The 15,351-nt window shown below is 46.6% G+C and carries 18 protein-coding genes; 15 read left to right on the forward strand and 3 right to left on the reverse strand.

All coding sequences use genetic code 11. The features are described from left to right. Positions 1 to 34: 34 nt before the first annotated feature. Complete coding sequence (locus MKY42_RS09535) at positions 35 to 1,255, reverse strand: FAD-dependent oxidoreductase (RefSeq protein ID WP_090895157.1); 1,221 nt, start codon at positions 1,253 to 1,255, stop codon at positions 35 to 37. A gap of 96 nt (positions 1,256 to 1,351) precedes the next feature. Between MKY42_RS09535 and MKY42_RS09540 the strand changes: the two genes are divergently transcribed. The 7 genes from MKY42_RS09540 (at position 1,352) to MKY42_RS09570 (ending at position 5,603) form a co-directional block, all read left to right on the forward strand. Beyond that, positions 1,352 to 1,585: a hypothetical protein gene (locus tag MKY42_RS09540; protein WP_090895159.1), complete on the forward strand. Its 234-nt coding sequence runs from the start codon at positions 1,352 to 1,354 to the stop codon at positions 1,583 to 1,585. A gap of 35 nt (positions 1,586 to 1,620) precedes the next feature. Continuing rightward, a complete protein-coding gene (locus MKY42_RS09545) occupies positions 1,621 to 2,016 on the forward strand; it encodes a spore coat protein (RefSeq protein ID WP_090895162.1) in 396 nt (131 codons plus the stop codon). Between the two features lie 163 nt (positions 2,017 to 2,179). Next, positions 2,180 to 2,680 carry an Lrp/AsnC family transcriptional regulator gene (locus tag MKY42_RS09550; RefSeq protein ID WP_090895164.1) on the forward strand — a complete coding sequence of 167 codons (501 nt, stop codon included), beginning with the start codon at positions 2,180 to 2,182 and terminating at the stop codon, positions 2,678 to 2,680. A gap of 13 nt (positions 2,681 to 2,693) precedes the next feature. Then, entirely contained in the window at positions 2,694 to 3,902 is a 1,209-nt protein-coding gene (locus MKY42_RS09555; RefSeq protein WP_090895166.1) for an aminotransferase class I/II-fold pyridoxal phosphate-dependent enzyme, read from the forward strand. A 145-nt stretch (positions 3,903 to 4,047) separates the two neighbouring features. Then, complete coding sequence (locus tag MKY42_RS09560; protein ID WP_053780449.1) at positions 4,048 to 4,314, forward strand: aspartyl-phosphate phosphatase Spo0E family protein; 267 nt, start codon at positions 4,048 to 4,050, stop codon at positions 4,312 to 4,314. Positions 4,315 to 4,477: 163 nt separating this feature from the next. After that, the gene (locus MKY42_RS09565; protein ID WP_090895169.1) at positions 4,478 to 5,029 is read left to right on the forward strand and encodes a hypothetical protein; all 552 of its coding nucleotides are present in this window, start codon (positions 4,478 to 4,480) and stop codon (positions 5,027 to 5,029) included. A 37-nt stretch (positions 5,030 to 5,066) separates the two neighbouring features. Further along, a complete protein-coding gene (locus MKY42_RS09570) occupies positions 5,067 to 5,603 on the forward strand; it encodes a bifunctional adenosylcobinamide kinase/adenosylcobinamide-phosphate guanylyltransferase (protein ID WP_339850630.1) in 537 nt (178 codons plus the stop codon). Positions 5,604 to 5,708: 105 nt separating this feature from the next. Here the strand turns inward: MKY42_RS09570 and MKY42_RS09575 are convergent, their stop codons facing one another. Then, entirely contained in the window at positions 5,709 to 6,320 is a 612-nt protein-coding gene (locus tag MKY42_RS09575) for a DedA family protein (protein ID WP_179265318.1), read from the reverse strand. 227 nt (positions 6,321 to 6,547) lie between these two features. Here MKY42_RS09575 and MKY42_RS09580 point away from each other — a divergent pair, with 227 nt between their 5' ends. From MKY42_RS09580 to MKY42_RS09615, 8 genes are all read left to right on the forward strand, one after another. Next, positions 6,548 to 7,129 (forward strand): cob(I)yrinic acid a,c-diamide adenosyltransferase, encoded by a 582-nt coding sequence (locus MKY42_RS09580; RefSeq protein WP_090895176.1) that lies wholly within the window; start codon positions 6,548 to 6,550, stop codon positions 7,127 to 7,129. After that, positions 7,126 to 8,109 carry an RluA family pseudouridine synthase gene (locus MKY42_RS09585; RefSeq protein WP_339850633.1) on the forward strand — a complete coding sequence of 328 codons (984 nt, stop codon included), beginning with the start codon at positions 7,126 to 7,128 and terminating at the stop codon, positions 8,107 to 8,109. Before MKY42_RS09580 ends, MKY42_RS09585 begins: the two co-directional genes overlap by 4 nt. A gap of 347 nt (positions 8,110 to 8,456) precedes the next feature. Continuing rightward, on the forward strand, positions 8,457 to 8,822 hold the full coding sequence (locus MKY42_RS09590; protein ID WP_090895181.1) for an arsenate reductase family protein: 366 nt from the start codon (positions 8,457 to 8,459) through the stop codon (positions 8,820 to 8,822). Positions 8,823 to 8,995: 173 nt separating this feature from the next. Further along, the gene (locus tag MKY42_RS09595) at positions 8,996 to 9,889 is read left to right on the forward strand and encodes a 5'-3' exonuclease H3TH domain-containing protein (RefSeq protein WP_072734037.1); all 894 of its coding nucleotides are present in this window, start codon (positions 8,996 to 8,998) and stop codon (positions 9,887 to 9,889) included. Between the two features lie 5 nt (positions 9,890 to 9,894). Beyond that, positions 9,895 to 11,001: a phosphodiester glycosidase family protein gene (locus tag MKY42_RS09600; RefSeq protein ID WP_339850637.1), complete on the forward strand. Its 1,107-nt coding sequence runs from the start codon at positions 9,895 to 9,897 to the stop codon at positions 10,999 to 11,001. Positions 11,002 to 11,030: 29 nt separating this feature from the next. Then, a complete protein-coding gene (locus MKY42_RS09605; protein ID WP_339850639.1) occupies positions 11,031 to 11,726 on the forward strand; it encodes an MOSC domain-containing protein in 696 nt (231 codons plus the stop codon). A 77-nt stretch (positions 11,727 to 11,803) separates the two neighbouring features. Then, positions 11,804 to 12,682, forward strand: a complete 879-nt coding sequence (locus tag MKY42_RS09610; protein ID WP_339850641.1) for an ROK family protein — start codon at positions 11,804 to 11,806, stop codon at positions 12,680 to 12,682. Between the two features lie 184 nt (positions 12,683 to 12,866). Further along, the gene (locus MKY42_RS09615; RefSeq protein WP_339850643.1) at positions 12,867 to 13,868 is read left to right on the forward strand and encodes an HRDC domain-containing protein; all 1,002 of its coding nucleotides are present in this window, start codon (positions 12,867 to 12,869) and stop codon (positions 13,866 to 13,868) included. A 99-nt stretch (positions 13,869 to 13,967) separates the two neighbouring features. Here the strand turns inward: MKY42_RS09615 and corA are convergent, their stop codons facing one another. Then, entirely contained in the window at positions 13,968 to 14,903 is a 936-nt protein-coding gene (corA, locus tag MKY42_RS09620) for a magnesium/cobalt transporter CorA (protein ID WP_024629019.1), read from the reverse strand. Positions 14,904 to 15,351: the final 448 nt, after the last annotated feature.

Below are 15,351 nucleotides of genomic sequence, written 5' to 3' on the forward strand. Positions count from 1 at the left end.
CCTGAGCTGTACCCTTATTTATGTGAGACGTTACTTACACAGGAGATGGTTTACTCGTTCTCGTTAATGAGAAAAGTTCCATATCGCCATTCTCAACTCCTGTAACAGCATCGGCCAAAATAGAAGCAGCGAACATGCTGTACACCGTCCCGTTACCGCCATAACCCTCGAGAAAATAAGAATGCGGGTATTCAGGATGTGGGCCGATAAACGGAAGTCCGTCATGTGTATTGCCAAACACGGCACCCCAGGCATAATCCACTTCAAGACCTTCTAGTGGGAAATAAGAGCGGACTTCTTCCAGGAGTGTATCTCCCCGGTGTCTTGCCCGAATTTCACGCTGATCTTCCCTAGGTGTCTCTTCATCCAGACCGCCAGCAATGATCCGTCCATCTGGTGTAGTTCTCATATACAGGTAAGGGCGTGCTGTCTCCCAGATCAGACTGTGTTCGTACCATTCTTTCAGGTCAGGCAACGGCTTAGTAGCAATAGCATAGGTGGTTTGCAGGTAGGCTCCTTGATCCTTTTTGATGGTCTGCGTCTCATAACCGGCAGCAAAAATAACCTTGCGTGCTCGGATTTTTCCACCTGAAGTATGGCAGAGTACACCATCATCATCGAATTCACAATGAATCATCTCCGTCTGTCCATAGATTCGTGCTCCTCGTTTACTTGCCGATTCAAACAAGGCATGAACAAAGCGATACGGGTTCACTTCAGCATCCCCCAACGTATATAGTGCGGCAGGTTTGCTGAAGGGGAAATGGCTGCTGATTTTGTCGGAATTCCACAGCTCAGCTTCAAAGCCATAATGCTTCAACGTTTGATATTCTTCCTCCAGCATGGCTACATCATCAGTGCTGCTGGCAAAACAGAGACTGGTCCGCTGAATAAACCAGGGATCGGTATCGAGCCTGTCTGCAATTTGTGCGAGCTTCTGCATGGCTTCACGACACAGTTGATAGAAGCGCAAGCCTGTCTTTTCGCCAAAGGTATTGATGCAGGATGTCAATGTTTTGTCGTTTGTGTACTGCAAAAGTCCTGTATTGGCTGAACTGCTGCCATGTGCAATCTTTCTCTTATCAATAACAACCGTTTTAACTCCACGCTCCGAGAGCAATTCGGAAGTCAGTGCACCCCCCATACCACCACCTATAATCAAGCAGTCACAGGAAATGTCGTTTTGTAGCGAGGGGTAGGTGGAATTCGGATTAAAAGTGGAAGGCCAGAACGGTGTACCATAGACCAGATCCATTAGAAACATCTCCTTCGTGATTACGTTTGTATACTTTTGAGTGACCGGGTTAACAATAATTGCGCATAACTTAATGCCGAGGAGGTCAACCAGAACATGCAGAATCAATCCATGCAAGCGCTGAGTCCGAAAGAATTGAATTATATTGCGGATTCAATAACCAATGAAGAATTGCTAATCAAACAGTGTGCGGCCACAGCTTCCATCTCACAACATCCGCAAATTCAGCAGGCACTGAATCACTATGTTCGTTCCCATGAACAGCATCTGAACACACTTGTCAATGTTTTGCAGCAACATCAATCTATTGCTCCAACACAAGCACAGTAATAGAAGCCGAATCTAACCGTATAGGAGGAAACTTTGTGTATTCTCAATCTTTATCATCGAATGGATCTTTTATGCAGGAACAGGATTTGTTGAAGTCGATTCTTGCTGATTTAAGACGAACCGCGCGCGAATATACGACAGCAACAACCGAAGCTTCCTGTCCCGTGACACGCCGGATGTTCACAGACTTGACCAATGATACACTCCGTTTGCAAGGTGAGCTGTTCAATGTGATGCAGCAGAACAACATGTATTCGGTAGGTTCGAAGGCATTGCGACAGGATGTGGACAAGCAGATTCAATCGGCCCACCAGACCCAACAGAAATGTCAACAGTTCATTCAGGAAAAGAATACTCAGACGAGTGCTTACAGCCAAGCGCCTAATGTACCCCAGCATCAACCGAATTACGGTAACCCTTATTACATGTAACCTTTGTAATAATGGTTTGAAGCAGGTACTGTACTGTTGCAGACCATACCACCGCTTGCCCGAATTCAGGGCGGGCGGTTTTTGTCTTTGCATGATCGTTGAATTCATGTAATATAAGTATTAATTCATTTTCAGGAACCTGGATGACGCTGGAGGGAAAGACATGAAGGATCTGAACGATCTGCAATTAAAAGTTCTGGATTTGTTGAAGGAAGACGCGAGAAGGACTCCCGCACTGCTGTCGACGCTGCTGGGGGAGTCGGAAGATAAGATCAAGAACGCCGTGACACAGCTTGAACAGGACCATGTGATTGTGAAATACGCAACCGTTGTGAACTGGAGCAAGATTGATGATGAGAAAGTAACAGCCTTGATTGAAGTACAGATTACGCCTGAGCGTGGTCGTGGCTTCGAAGGGATCGCCGAACGCATTTATCTGTATCCGCAAGTGAAATCAGTATATCTCATGTCAGGTGCATATGATCTGCTCGTAGAAGTGGAAGGTGGCAACCTGCGCGAAGTCGCTAATTTTGTTTCGGAGAAATTGTCTCCGATTGACTCTGTACTTTCAACCAAAACGAATTTTATTCTTAAAAAATATAAACAGGACGGGATTATTTTTGAAGACCATCAGGAAGACAACCGTCTCATGATCTCGCCGTAAAGGAAGATGCGTCATGATAGTGAATGAACAGACAACAGGAAACAACAAGAAAATGACATCGTATTTGGCACCTTTGGTTCAACAGATTCCGCCTTCCGGCATACGGAAATTTTTTGATCTGGTTGGCGATAACAAGGATATTATCACACTGGGTGTAGGTGAACCGGACTTTGTAACACCATGGCATATGCGTGAAGCTTGTGTATATTCACTGGAAAGAGGCATGACCAGTTACACTTCCAATGCGGGTATGCCGAAGCTGAGGGAAGCCATTAGCGAGTATCTGGATACTCAATTTGATACCAAGTATGATCCAAAGGACGAAATTATCGTTACCGTTGGTGGCAGTGAAGCCATAGATCTGGCATTGCGTGCATTGATCGTACCTGGAGACGAAATTCTAATTCCAGAACCTTCGTATGTGGCCTATTCTCCAATCGCTTCGATTGGCGGAGGCATTCCGGTTGGTGTAGAAACGTATGCGAAGGATCAGTTCAAGCTGACTGCCGAGGCGCTGGAAGCGGGAATTACGCCTAAGTCCAAGGTTCTTATCCTCTGTTATCCGAGCAATCCGACAGGTGCCATCATGACCTATGAAGAATGGCTGCCTATTGCTGAAGTGATCAAAAAGCATGATCTGATCGTCATTGCGGATGAGATTTATGCTGAGCTGACGTATACGCAAAAACATGTTAGTTTCGCTTCGATTCCGGATATGAAGGAACGTACCATTTTGGTTAGTGGGTTTTCCAAGGCTTTTGCGATGACCGGCTGGCGAATTGGGTATATGTGCGGACATCCTGAACTGATTGCAGCCATGCTCAAAATTCATCAGTACACGGTGATGTGTGCACCTGCCATGGGACAGGTGGCCGCGCTTGAGGCATTGACAAACGGTTTGGGTGAGAAGGATAGAATGGTTGAATCCTATAATCAGCGCAGACGCCTTATCGTGCAGGGTTTTAGAGATATTGGACTGGACTGCCATGAACCCCAGGGAGCATTTTATGCGTTTCCTAGTATCCAGAAGACAGGGCTGAGTTCCGATCTTTTTGCTGAGCGTCTGCTAACGGAAAATAAAGTAGCGGCTGTTCCGGGTAATGTATTTGGGCCGCAAGGTGAAGGATTTCTTCGCTGCTCCTATGCAACATCTGTGACCCAATTGAATGAAGCATTGGAACGAATCGGAAACTTTGTTTACAAACTGCAAAAAGAGGGTTAATAGGGATTATAAGCTTCTGATCGACATAAACTTTCTTCAAACTAGAAAAAAATAACTTTCTTTTACAAAATATTGTGATATAATTTCAATTTGAAATATGTTTTTCTTGTATTTGGAAACTAATTTTTCCAAGGAGGGGTTGGCTTTGTTTTGTGTTGAATATGATTTACCGACTAATCGTGGGCATTATTTGGCAGAAGGCGATCATGGCGACCGATGGTCGGTGAAACCGGATCACGCATCTTTGCATAACGTTTCCTTGGAAGATGAGATCCATATGCTACGCCGCAAGATGGAACAGATATTCCTTGAAGAGAAATCATTCACATCCGATATTGTAATTGAAATTAGCAGTTTGCTAGATTTGAAGATTAATGAATACATGAAGGCTAATCCGATTAAAGGAAAGTAATTTTTCGTTGTATCGAAACGTTACGCATATTGCGAATCGAAGAAGACCCTGATGGGGTCTTTTTTTTTTGCTTATGAACAGTTTGCTTCGGATAGGCAGGGTTATTTTTTTGCGTGGAACAATTGTGATATATTGTACATAGGAGACTAAAGGGGGAACTGGAATGAAGAGATTTTGGGGGCTTACCGCAATCATTTCTATGATTTTTCTGCTTGCTGGCTGTGGCGGTAAGGACGGTTTTACGATTTTTATCATTGATAACCAAGGAAATCCATCCGTGATCTCGGAGCAGTTGCAAGCTAATTTGCAGCAGAAGCTGGGCGAGGAGCCCAAGGTGGAGGTTATCACCAGTGCAATGTATGATGTTCAGAAAATTATGGTAGAGTATGCGGCTGGTGGTCATGATATTTTCATTTTGCCTGAAGCTGATATGAAGCAGTACGGAAGTAACGGCTCCAATATTCCGCTGGATGATACATTTGATTCGGAGAAGTATAAGCGCGGTGTATTTGAAGGCGGTGTCTTGGTTGAGAAGGGTGAAGGAGATGACGGTTCAGATATCAAGACAGAATCACATCTTTATGGCATACCGCTGGAAGATATGCAAATGTTCAAAGATGTAGATTATGCTGCGCAAAATCTGTTTGCTACCATTCCGGTGTCGGCGTCCAATGTCGAAGAATCCAAGAAAGTGCTGAAGGCGCTGACAGAGTAAATGCAATCTAGTATGGCTACTGAAGGAGGGGAGCGGATTGCTAATTACGGTCACAGGCGGCATAGGCAGTGGTAAAACCCGATTTGCGCTTGCATACGCAGCCCGGATTAGCCGGGAGGGCATCTATTTATCCACTGGTGATCATGATCCCGTGATTCCCGAATTGCCATCCGCTCATTATCGTGCTATCCAGGCTGGGAACGGCCCGCACCTGACGGAGGTGCTTCACCAGATTAATCGGGAATCCAATCTCTTCCTGGCTGATCAGCGAATTGTCATTGTGGATAGTCTGACGGCCTGGATGGCTGCCGGGTTCCGGGCAAGTGATGATCTGGATCAGCAGCGTTCAGAGACACAGCTGTTGCTGGACGCCCTTCTGTCTTACCAGGGAAAGCTGCTCGTGATTACCAATGAAATGCATGGCTCTTTGAATCCTTCAGAGGAAGAACGCATTTTTGCGGCAAGAATGGCGTCGGTTAACCGGGCGCTGCAGGCGCATTCCGAACAGATGTATCTGTTGATATCTGGCCTGGCTGTTGATCTCAAAGATCGAGGGCTGCGATATGAAGATTAGCATTTCATAATGTTAAACGATGAACGAGCCTAAAGAAGCCTCCGTCACCACAAATAGTGATGCGGAGGCTTTGTTTTATGACAAAAGCTATGCGTGTAAATTTCTTTATTTCCGAGTTTTATTTCGTCTGATCCACCAGATGATACAGCCCACAACAATAATCGCCAGAAGCACATATACGACCAGGGAGTACACGTCCATAAAGTGCAGGATACTCTCCCATGACGCCCCTAGAGCCGCACCAACCGAGACGAGAATAATATTCCAGGCCAATGTTCCAATGGTTGTGAAGAGGACAAATAAACCAAATTTCATATTGGACATGCCGGCAGGGATCGAGATGAGGCTGCGAACAAGGGGAACCATGCGACAGAATAATACGGTCCACATTCCATATTTGTCAAACCATGCATCGACACGGTGGATATCTTCTTTTTTGATCCGCAGAATATGACCCCAACGTTCTACAATCTTCTCCAGCCGATTGACATCAATCAGCAGTCCGATCCCATAGAGAATGACAGCCCCAAGCACAGAACCAATGGTAGCCGCAATAATAACACCGGGAAGGGTCAGGCTGGTGTAAGTGGTCATGAAGCCGCCAAAAGGTAATATGATTTCGGAGGGGATGGGGGGGAATACGTTTTCTAGAGCAATAATGAGTGCAATGCCTATGTAGCCGTATTGTTCCATGAAATCGGTTATCCAGTTTTGCATAATCGTCTCCTCTACTTTTGGTTTGCAAGGATTTGGCGTATACTCGGCAGAGTACACCAATTCATATATACGTGTGAAGGATCTCACTGGTTTCTGAAAATAATAGCATTCCCGTATTCATAGCAGGTCAAGTATACTGATTAAGTTAAACTCTAAAAGGGTCATGCATTTATATTTAACCCCAGCGTTCTACCATGCGAATGATATTAACAATAGGAGGGATTACAATGGGCATATATACACGAACAGGTGACGAGGGGCAGACCTCCGTCATTGGTGGACGGGTCATCAAGGATGATGACCGGGTTGAAGCTTATGGGACAATTGATGAGCTGAATTGTTTTGTTGGGCAGGCCATCAGTTTTATTGATCAAGCAAATGGGGAATTTGAGGATTTGCGTGAACATTTGCTCGAAATTCAGCAAGAATTGTTTGATTGCGGGTCCGATCTCGCCTTTGTAAAAATTAGCGAATCCAAATATAAAGTACGGGATGAGATGGTCGCCCGGCTTGAGCAGTGGATTGATCAGTATGATGCGGAGAATCCGAAAGTGGAACGGTTTATTTTGCCTGGGGGCAGTCTGCTCTCTTCCACATTGCATGTCTGCCGCACCGTATGTCGCCGTGCTGAGCGCCGCGCCGTAACCCTCGGACAACATACGGATATCAACCCTTCTGTGCGACGATATTTGAACCGTCTGTCTGATTATTTCTTCGTTGTTGCACGGACTGCCAATGCGAGACAACAGGTAGCTGACATTGAGTATGTGCGGAGCAAAAAAGTATTCCGCCGCAAAGACAAAGAATGAGCGATTATTATTCACCACTTACTTACACGGTTCCCGAACATGAAGATGGCTGGCTGCTGAAGACCGTGCTTCAGCGGCGCCTGCAGGTTTCGCGCAAGCTCCTGTCGAGAATCAAACTTACAGAGCAGGGAATTATGCTAAATGGCGAGCGGGTATACATCAGCGTCAAAGTTAGCGCAGGTGACGTTCTGGAAGTCCGGATGGAGCAAGAAGAGTCGGATGATATTTTACCTGAGCCGATTCCCTTTATGATACTGTATGAAGACGAGCACTTGCTTATCGTGAACAAGGATTCAGGTGTCATCGTACATCCAACACATGGGCATTACACAGGTACATTGGCAAACGGGGTTGTCCATTATTGGAAGTCCAAAGGCGAGCGTTTCCGCTTCAGACCGATTCATCGACTGGATCAGGAAACATCAGGAGTACTGGCAATCGCGAAAAATCCATATGTGCACCAGCATGTCTCTGAACAAATGATCGCAGGAACGGTGGATAAACAATATATTGCCTTTGTACACGGTAGTCCTGCCCAAGAAGAGGGGGCCATTGATGGCCCGATTGATCGTGATCCCGAAGAACCGCATCGTCGAATCGTTACACCTGACGGGTATGCGGCAAGAACGTTATACACGACAGTCGCAAGGTGGGCGGGTGGAAGTGCCAGTGCAGTGAACCTGAAGCTGGAGAGTGGCAGAACCCATCAAATAAGGGTACATATGACATCGATCGGCTGCCCGTTAATTGGGGATCGGATGTACAAGACCCTTCCTGTGCATGAGATCGATGGGCAGACCATGGCTGTTCGGGAGGAACAAGATACTTGGATTGCTCGTCAGGCATTGCACGCATGTGAGCTGGCGTTTGACCATCCCATTTTGCAAAGTCGAATGACGTTCCAAGCCCCGTTGCCCGCAGATATGGCTGCCCTGGAGGCACGTTTGGATGCTGAGGCATCTCCAAGGGAGACGCTCTAGGAAGCTGTCAAACGCAATGTTATTTGCGCTGTGTGCAGACTTCAGTGCATTGTGTCCTGCTGTATGTTCAACGACTAGTCAATTAAATGCGTGTGAGGCATGCAAACTGCATCCGAACAAAATGCCACAGGCTAATTTTAAAAATTTTTAGGTTGTAGGATTTTATGTTTTAAGGTTTTTGACCCTAAAGCCGAATGGACATTTTTCTCATTCGAGAAGAGGTTTAAAATTACAGTGCGATGGTATCGGTTTGGAGCGACTTTTGGATTTGCGAAGCAAACCAAGGGAAGCGAGAAATCGAAACCGGAGCACCCGATACCGGAGCAATTTTAGGAGGACAAGTCACGATGAGTAATCTAAAAGTATTTCAGTACGCCAAATGTGGCACGTGCCGTAAAGCCGTAAAATGGCTGGAAGCTCAGGGGCATGAACTGGAATTAGTTCCTATTTTCGACACACCCCCATCCGAAGCAGAATTAACGGAGTTGATTCAGAAGAGCGGACTTGAAGTGAAGAAGTTTTTCAATACGAGCGGAGAAGTATACAAGGAGCAGCAATTGAAAGACAAGCTGCCAGGGCTTTCCACTGAAGAGCAGATTCGTTTGCTGGCTTCCAATGGTCGTCTGATTAAACGTCCAATCGTTACGGATGGTCACAAAGTAACCGTCGGATTCAAGGAAGATACGTATGAGCAGGAATGGAACAACGCGTAATTTTTAGATGAATGATTTCATTGATTGTTAAATGAACCAAGGTGAAAAAAGCTCTGAATGTTCAAATTTCAGGGCTTTTTTGGCTGGTCGATCCTTGGCGGAACTATGCTATAATGATAGAATTAGTTCGATATTTTATTTGCTAGATACAGGACAGGAGAGAACAAATTCAAGTGAATCAACGTAATGAACCTACTTTGTTGCTGGTAGATGGTATGGCGGTGTTGTTCCGTGCATTTTATGCAACATCTGCAAGCGGATATATCAGACGTACAAAGGCAGGCGTGCCAACCAACGCAGTATACGGTTTTATCCGTTATTTCTGGGATGCGGTTCAAACCTTTGGGCCAAGTCATGTCGTATGCTGTTGGGATATGGGGGGCAAGACGTTTCGCGGTGAAGAGTATGCAGCGTACAAGGGAAACCGTCCGGAAGCTCCGGATGATCTGATTCCTCAGTTTGCTCTGATTCGTGAAGTGATGGATAGTTTGAACATTCCGAATATTGGTGCTCAAGGATATGAAGCTGATGATTGTATCGGTACACTTGCCAAGTATTACACCGAGCAGACGGATATGAACGTGATGGTACTGACGGGTGACCACGATATGCTGCAACTGATTGATGACCGCACAAGTATTATTATTATGAAAAAAGGTCATGGCAATTACATGGTGTATACGCCTGAATCCCTAATGACGGAGAAACAACTGACACCTCGTCAAGTGATAGACATGAAAGGTCTGATGGGCGATGCCAGTGACAATTATCCTGGGGTACGGGGCATTGGGGAGAAGACAGCTTTGAAGCTTGTACAGGAGTTTGGCTCCATTGAAGGTATTTTGGACAATATGGACAAACTTACCCCTTCGGTACGTAACAAGATTGAGAATGATCTCGACATGCTGCATCTGTCCCGCAAACTGGCAGAGATTCACTGTGCTGTTCCGGTAGCTTGTGCACTGGATGTATGTGAATTGCGTCTTGATCCGGATATGGTGATGGACAAGTTCGAACAACTTGAGATGAAGAGCCTGGGCTCTTGGATGGGAGTGGCAATAGGGTGAGTAGCATGCAGACAAAACGGACGGGCAAAAAGTGGTGGACAGGGGCTATGGCCCTCGTCCTTGCTTTGCCTGTAATCCTTTCAGGAGCGGTGAGTGCTCCACAGACAGCAGATGCCAAAGCGGCAATCAGCACCAAGGTACAGAAAGTAAAAGCAGCAGGACGCAGTTTTACCGTGCAGACGGTTAGTATTCCCAAGGGTACACCAGTTACCGTAGGATTGGCGAAGAAGCAGGTCGGTCAGACCGCAACATTACCTTCGATTGTCAAAGCTTATGGCGCGCAAGCGGCCATTAACGGAGCGTTTTTTGAAGCTTATAACGGAGCTCCAGATCCATACGGCATGTTAATAGCAAACGGCAAGGTTATACATATTGGAAGATACGGAACTACGATCGGGTTTAAGGAAGATGGCTCTGCCATCATGGATTCGCTTCAAGTGAGCCTGACGGGTAAAGTAACAGATACAGAAGGGAAATCACGCAGTTGGTATGCGACCTTTATTAACCGAACACCTTCCGCGAATGCGAGTATTACGATGTTATACACGCCAGAGCGGGGTTCCACAGTCGGGTTCAAAGGAGGTACGGCGGTTGTGATGGAGAAAGGGATTGTCACCAAGAAAGTACCGAATACCAATGTAGCCATTCCGAAGAATGGCTCGGTACTGGTCTTCACGGGGAATCAGAAAGCTTCTTCGGACCGCTTCACCGTTGGATCAACTGTAGAGATGAATTATAAATACACCAATGCAACAGGCAAAGAGATTCCTTGGCAGGATGTAGTCACCGCTGTGGGTGCAGGTCCACGTCTGGTGAAAGACGGCCAAGTTGCCGTAAATCCAGCGAGTGAGGGCTTCAAGGATACCAAAATTCTCAATGCCTCCGGTGCAAGAAGCGGTATCGCCATTATGGCCGACGGTTCGGTAATGTTGGCTACCGTGTCAGGAGCGACGATTAAGGAATGGGCTGCTGTCATGCAGAAGCTGGGTGCCAAGCAGGCAATGAACCTGGATGGTGGTGCATCTTCTGGGATGTATGCTGGCGGCAAAATGCTTACTTCCCCGGGCCGCTTGTTAAGTAATACACTTGTTTTTGGTGGCTCTGTTCGTTAAAAGAAAGCTAATATGGGAGGCAGGATCAGATGACACTCGCACATAACCGGAAGCCAGATGAAAACAAAACGGCGGTATTAGCTGTAAACGTAGGCCAGCTTCAGGCCTTGCCTGGCCAGAAGCGCGAAGTGATGAGCGGCATTGTGAAACATCCCATATCCAGCCCGGTTTTCCTGTCATTCACCGGAATGACAGGGGATGCCCAGGCGGATCTGGAGCATCATGGTGGGCCTGACAAGGCGGTTTGTGTATACGATTACAGTCGTTATCCGGCGCTTGAACAACTGCTGGATCGCAAGCTGGACTGGGGAGCTTGTGGAGAAAATCTGACAGTTGAAGGCTGTATGGAGGAAGAAGTCCGGATTGGTGATGTGTATGAATTGGGGGAAGCCACGGTACAGGTCAGCCAGCCAAGACAGCCTTGCTTCAAGCTTGGTGCAAGGTATGATTACAAAGAGCTGCCTGTTTATTTTCAGGATAGCGGGCATACCGGATTTTATTTTCGAGTATTGGAAGAGGGTGAGGTAACTCCTTCTGCAATATTCAGACGAATAAGCACGGACTCTGCATCAATGACCATTCTGGAAGCTAATCGAATTATGCATCAGGGGAAGCAGGATGCCGCTGGTATGCGTGCTTTGCTGGCGATTCCAACGCTATCCGACAGCTGGAAGCAGACCTTATTGAAGCGATTGGTGAAGCTCGAAGCTGCTGAACAGGAGTAATCATGCTTTTGTTCTGTTATTCAGAGAACAGATTCGAAGATCCATTTAATTTTAAACGACTTGGGAGCGTGACTAACATGACGATTTTAGGCGCAATTGAAGCTGGAGGAACCAAATTTGTATGTGGAATCGGTACGGAAGAAGGGGAAGTTCTTGAACGCGTGAGCTTTCCAACGACAACACCGGAAGAGACAATGGCTCAAGTAATCGCTTTTTTTGAAGGTAAAGGTATTGAAGCTTTGGGTGTAGGTTCATTTGGTCCGATTGATCCGATTGAAGGAAGCCCGACCTATGGTTACATCACAACAACACCGAAGCCGCATTGGGGTCAGTACAACCTGATTGGTAAGCTCAAGGAGCACTTTGATGTACCGATGACGTTCGACACGGATGTAAACGGTGCTGCACTGGGGGAAGCAACCTGGGGGGCTGCACAAGGCCTGGATAGCTGTCTGTATATTACTGTTGGAACAGGGATTGGTGCAGGTGCAGTTGTAGGTGGCAAAATGGTCCATGGATTGTCACATCCAGAGATGGGACACATCATTGTACGCAAGCATCCCGAAGATACGTATGAAGGGTTCTGTCCGTATCATGGAGACTGCCTGGAAGGACTTGCCGCAGGTCCTGCCATCAATAAACGTTGGGGGCAACCTGCCTACGAACTGCCAGCCGATCATAAGGCCTGGGAGATTGAAGCACATTATCTGGCGCATGCCTTGATGAACTATGTGTTGATCCTCACTCCGCAGAAAATTGTAATGGGCGGCGGTGTGATGAAGCAGGAGCATCTGTTCCCGATGGTTCGCAGCAAGCTGCAAGAATTGCTCGCTGGATACGTTCAGCATCCTGCACTTCAGTCCGATATTGACCAGTATGTCGTTTCTCCGGGACTTGGTGATAATGCGGGACTGTGTGGTTCGCTTGCCCTGGCGAAACTGGCTTTGAACATGTAAATAGCTTTATAAACAAGTGGTTGACGAATTTTTCCATTGTGGTAATATATGAGCAACAGCATAGCACGGTTAATGAGGAAGCACCTCTCTTGCATGGATTTTGCAGGAGAGGTGTTTTTTTGTGCTGCTTAATTTAGCACAATACAGACTGTGTAGAGCTGAACTATTGAAGGAGGGACAAGAAATGGAAGTCATTTTCATGAACAGATTATCCAGAATGTCAGATCAGAATGAAGAACATGCCCAGCTGTGGATCGGTGAAGAAGAAGGGGCGTGGCATCTGGGATGGAGCCAATATGAGGAAGGAGATCGTACGGATGCCATCTGGTATGCTGGCAGTTCGTGGGACGAGCTGTTACATGTGTATCGTCATCAGTTAGCCATTCAGATGGGCGAAGGATATCGTCCCTTGCTGCAGGGCTTGTTTCACGAAAATGATGATTTGAAGTCGCGCAATTATGGCGGTCAGCGTCTACATTGTTACAGTGAATTATATGGCAACGAGGGGCTTTATATGGATCTTTGCATATGGCGCAGGAAGAGAGCGGCGTCGGACCGGAAGGCCCCCTATTTTATTGCAACGAACCGGTTGTTACGCATGATCAGCGCATTTGTTCCACAAACCATCGATGAATTGATGCAATTGCCTGGCGTAGGAGAGAGCAAGGCTTCCGAGTACGGTGCTGAATGGCTGGAGCTTACGAATGGAATGGAACGTTCCACATCTTTTCCGCTAGATTGGGTGTACACGGCTCTGAGGGAACAAGAATATGAGAGCTGGCTGTACAAACAGAGAGAGCAGAAATACAAGCAGGAGCTGGACAGATTCACCACACGGAAGCAGGTACTTGAAGGTATGAAGGAAGGATATACGTTGGAGGAGATCGTGAATCGTTCCGGATTGTCCCGGCGGGAGCTAATTGAACTGTTGGAGACACTGGATTTGGAGGGGTATGACACAGATTGTCTGCTCGATGCGGAGCTTGCTGTCATGCCCGAAGAGGAGCAAGAGGCAGTATGGAGTGCCTACGAGGAGCTGGGGGATACGTTTCTGAAGCCCGTGTTACATAAGGTGTATGGAGAAGAAAAGCCTGGCGGGAGCAACCTGGAGCAGGTCTACGAAAGACTGCGCATGATTCGCATCCGGTTTCGCCGTCACACGGAGACGGAACAGAATGCAGGCTAGAATTAAGATAGATCAGCAGAAGGATTTTTCTAAAATAGAATAAATTTAAAAAAAGACGAAGCGTTTCTCCAGATGTGGAGCGCTTCGTCTTTTGCTATTTCAAACCCAATCTTTTTTGCGGAAAATAAAGAACATGCTCAGGCCCAGTGTAACCATCAGGCCAATGACCACAAAATAACCATACTTCCAGTTCAGCTCAGGCATGTTCGTGAAGTTCATCCCATAGATACCAGTGATCACGGTCAGCGGCATGAACACCGTGGTAATGGCGGTGAACACACGCATGATCTCATTCGCCCTATTGGCGATACTGGATTGGTAAGCTTCTCGCAAGTTCCCCATCAAGTCGCGATAAGTCTCAAAGGTTTCAGATATTTTCACAGCATTCTCATAAATGTCACTGAAATACTTCTGCAGTTGATCATCAATAAGACGCAGATCTTTTTTATTGAGTGTGTTAATGACCTCTTTCTGAGGCCCCAGCACTTTCTTCAGCCATAAAATCTCACTGCGCAACCCGATAATCTCATTCAGGTGAGACTTTTTGGTATGCATCAGAATGTCTTCTTCCAGCTTCTCGATGCGGGCTTCAATTCGGTCACCGACGGTAAAATAATTATCAACAATCAAGTCAACCAGCAGATAGAGCAGCTTATCCGGTGTACTGATTTCCTGTTCCCACAGGATTGGTTTCAATGTCCGCAATTCGCTGACTTTCTGTTTGGTCACACTGATAATAAAGTGTCTGCCAAGGAACAGGTTGACGGCACGTAAGAAAATCTCTTCATCATCGAAACGAATGCTGTTAATAACAATAAAATAATGGCTCTCATAAATTTCAATCTTCGGACGTTGTTCTTCGTCACTCAAACAGTCTTCCACGGCCAGATCATGCATCATGAAAAGGGGTTGAAGTACCGCCAAATCGTCTACGTCCGCATCAATCCAGTAAAATCCTTCCGCTGGTGGAGTCAGCGCCTGCTGAATGTCGTCCACCGGAATAAATACACCGTTGTTTACCAACCGGATTTTCATTATTCATCTACTCCTTCTGCACCCGCCAAATGGGCGGATTTCATCAATATGGGCGCAAAAAGAACAGATCAGCCGGTCGGCAGCGGAGCCTGGAAGTCAGGACTGCGTTCGCTCTATAATCAAACGGAAGTAACGTCCCGCTGCCGGCATGCTGATATCAATTCTCTATGCAGTTTGTCGGAATTCGGCTGCCAGTCAGGCCTCGGGTCGCCATCCATTGAATATGTCACCTCTCACATAAGGGTTTATAACACTTGTCTAGTATACCGCTGGTACAGGGTCCTTTCAAGCGCAAAAATGTGTCGATTTCGCGCCCTGGAGCAGTGTATGACAACGGATGATGAACGGTTCCGATCCTGAGGAACATGCATAGAACTACACCTTGACGTGAGGGGATTAATGTCTTAAAGTAAAGGGTGAACCACACTAGTTTTTACAATTGAATAAA

The sequence above is a fragment of the Paenibacillus sp. FSL W7-1088 genome, from assembly GCF_037969855.1.
Taxonomy (GTDB): Bacteria; Bacillota; Bacilli; order Paenibacillales; family Paenibacillaceae; genus Paenibacillus.

Excerpts from the sequence above, each read along its gene's own strand:
- MKY42_RS09575 (WP_179265318.1), bottom strand. The coding sequence starts at position 6,320 with ATGCAAAACTGGATAACCGATTTCATGGAACAATACGGCTACATAGGC.
- MKY42_RS09615 (WP_339850643.1), top strand. The coding sequence starts at position 12,867 with ATGGAAGTCATTTTCATGAACAGATTATCCAGAATGTCAGATCAGAAT.
- MKY42_RS09585 (WP_339850633.1), top strand. The coding sequence starts at position 7,126 with ATGAGCGATTATTATTCACCACTTACTTACACGGTTCCCGAACATGAA.
- MKY42_RS09580 (WP_090895176.1), top strand. The coding sequence starts at position 6,548 with ATGGGCATATATACACGAACAGGTGACGAGGGGCAGACCTCCGTCATT.
- MKY42_RS09540 (WP_090895159.1), top strand. The coding sequence starts at position 1,352 with ATGCAGAATCAATCCATGCAAGCGCTGAGTCCGAAAGAATTGAATTAT.
- MKY42_RS09535 (WP_090895157.1), bottom strand. The coding sequence starts at position 1,255 with ATGGATCTGGTCTATGGTACACCGTTCTGGCCTTCCACTTTTAATCCG.
- MKY42_RS09600 (WP_339850637.1), top strand. The coding sequence starts at position 9,895 with ATGCAGACAAAACGGACGGGCAAAAAGTGGTGGACAGGGGCTATGGCC.
- MKY42_RS09605 (WP_339850639.1), top strand. The coding sequence starts at position 11,031 with ATGACACTCGCACATAACCGGAAGCCAGATGAAAACAAAACGGCGGTA.
- MKY42_RS09550 (WP_090895164.1), top strand. The coding sequence starts at position 2,180 with ATGAAGGATCTGAACGATCTGCAATTAAAAGTTCTGGATTTGTTGAAG.
- MKY42_RS09590 (WP_090895181.1), top strand. The coding sequence starts at position 8,457 with ATGAGTAATCTAAAAGTATTTCAGTACGCCAAATGTGGCACGTGCCGT.
- MKY42_RS09555 (WP_090895166.1), top strand. The coding sequence starts at position 2,694 with ATGATAGTGAATGAACAGACAACAGGAAACAACAAGAAAATGACATCG.
- corA (WP_024629019.1), bottom strand. The coding sequence starts at position 14,903 with ATGAAAATCCGGTTGGTAAACAACGGTGTATTTATTCCGGTGGACGAC.
- MKY42_RS09565 (WP_090895169.1), top strand. The coding sequence starts at position 4,478 with ATGAAGAGATTTTGGGGGCTTACCGCAATCATTTCTATGATTTTTCTG.
- MKY42_RS09610 (WP_339850641.1), top strand. The coding sequence starts at position 11,804 with ATGACGATTTTAGGCGCAATTGAAGCTGGAGGAACCAAATTTGTATGT.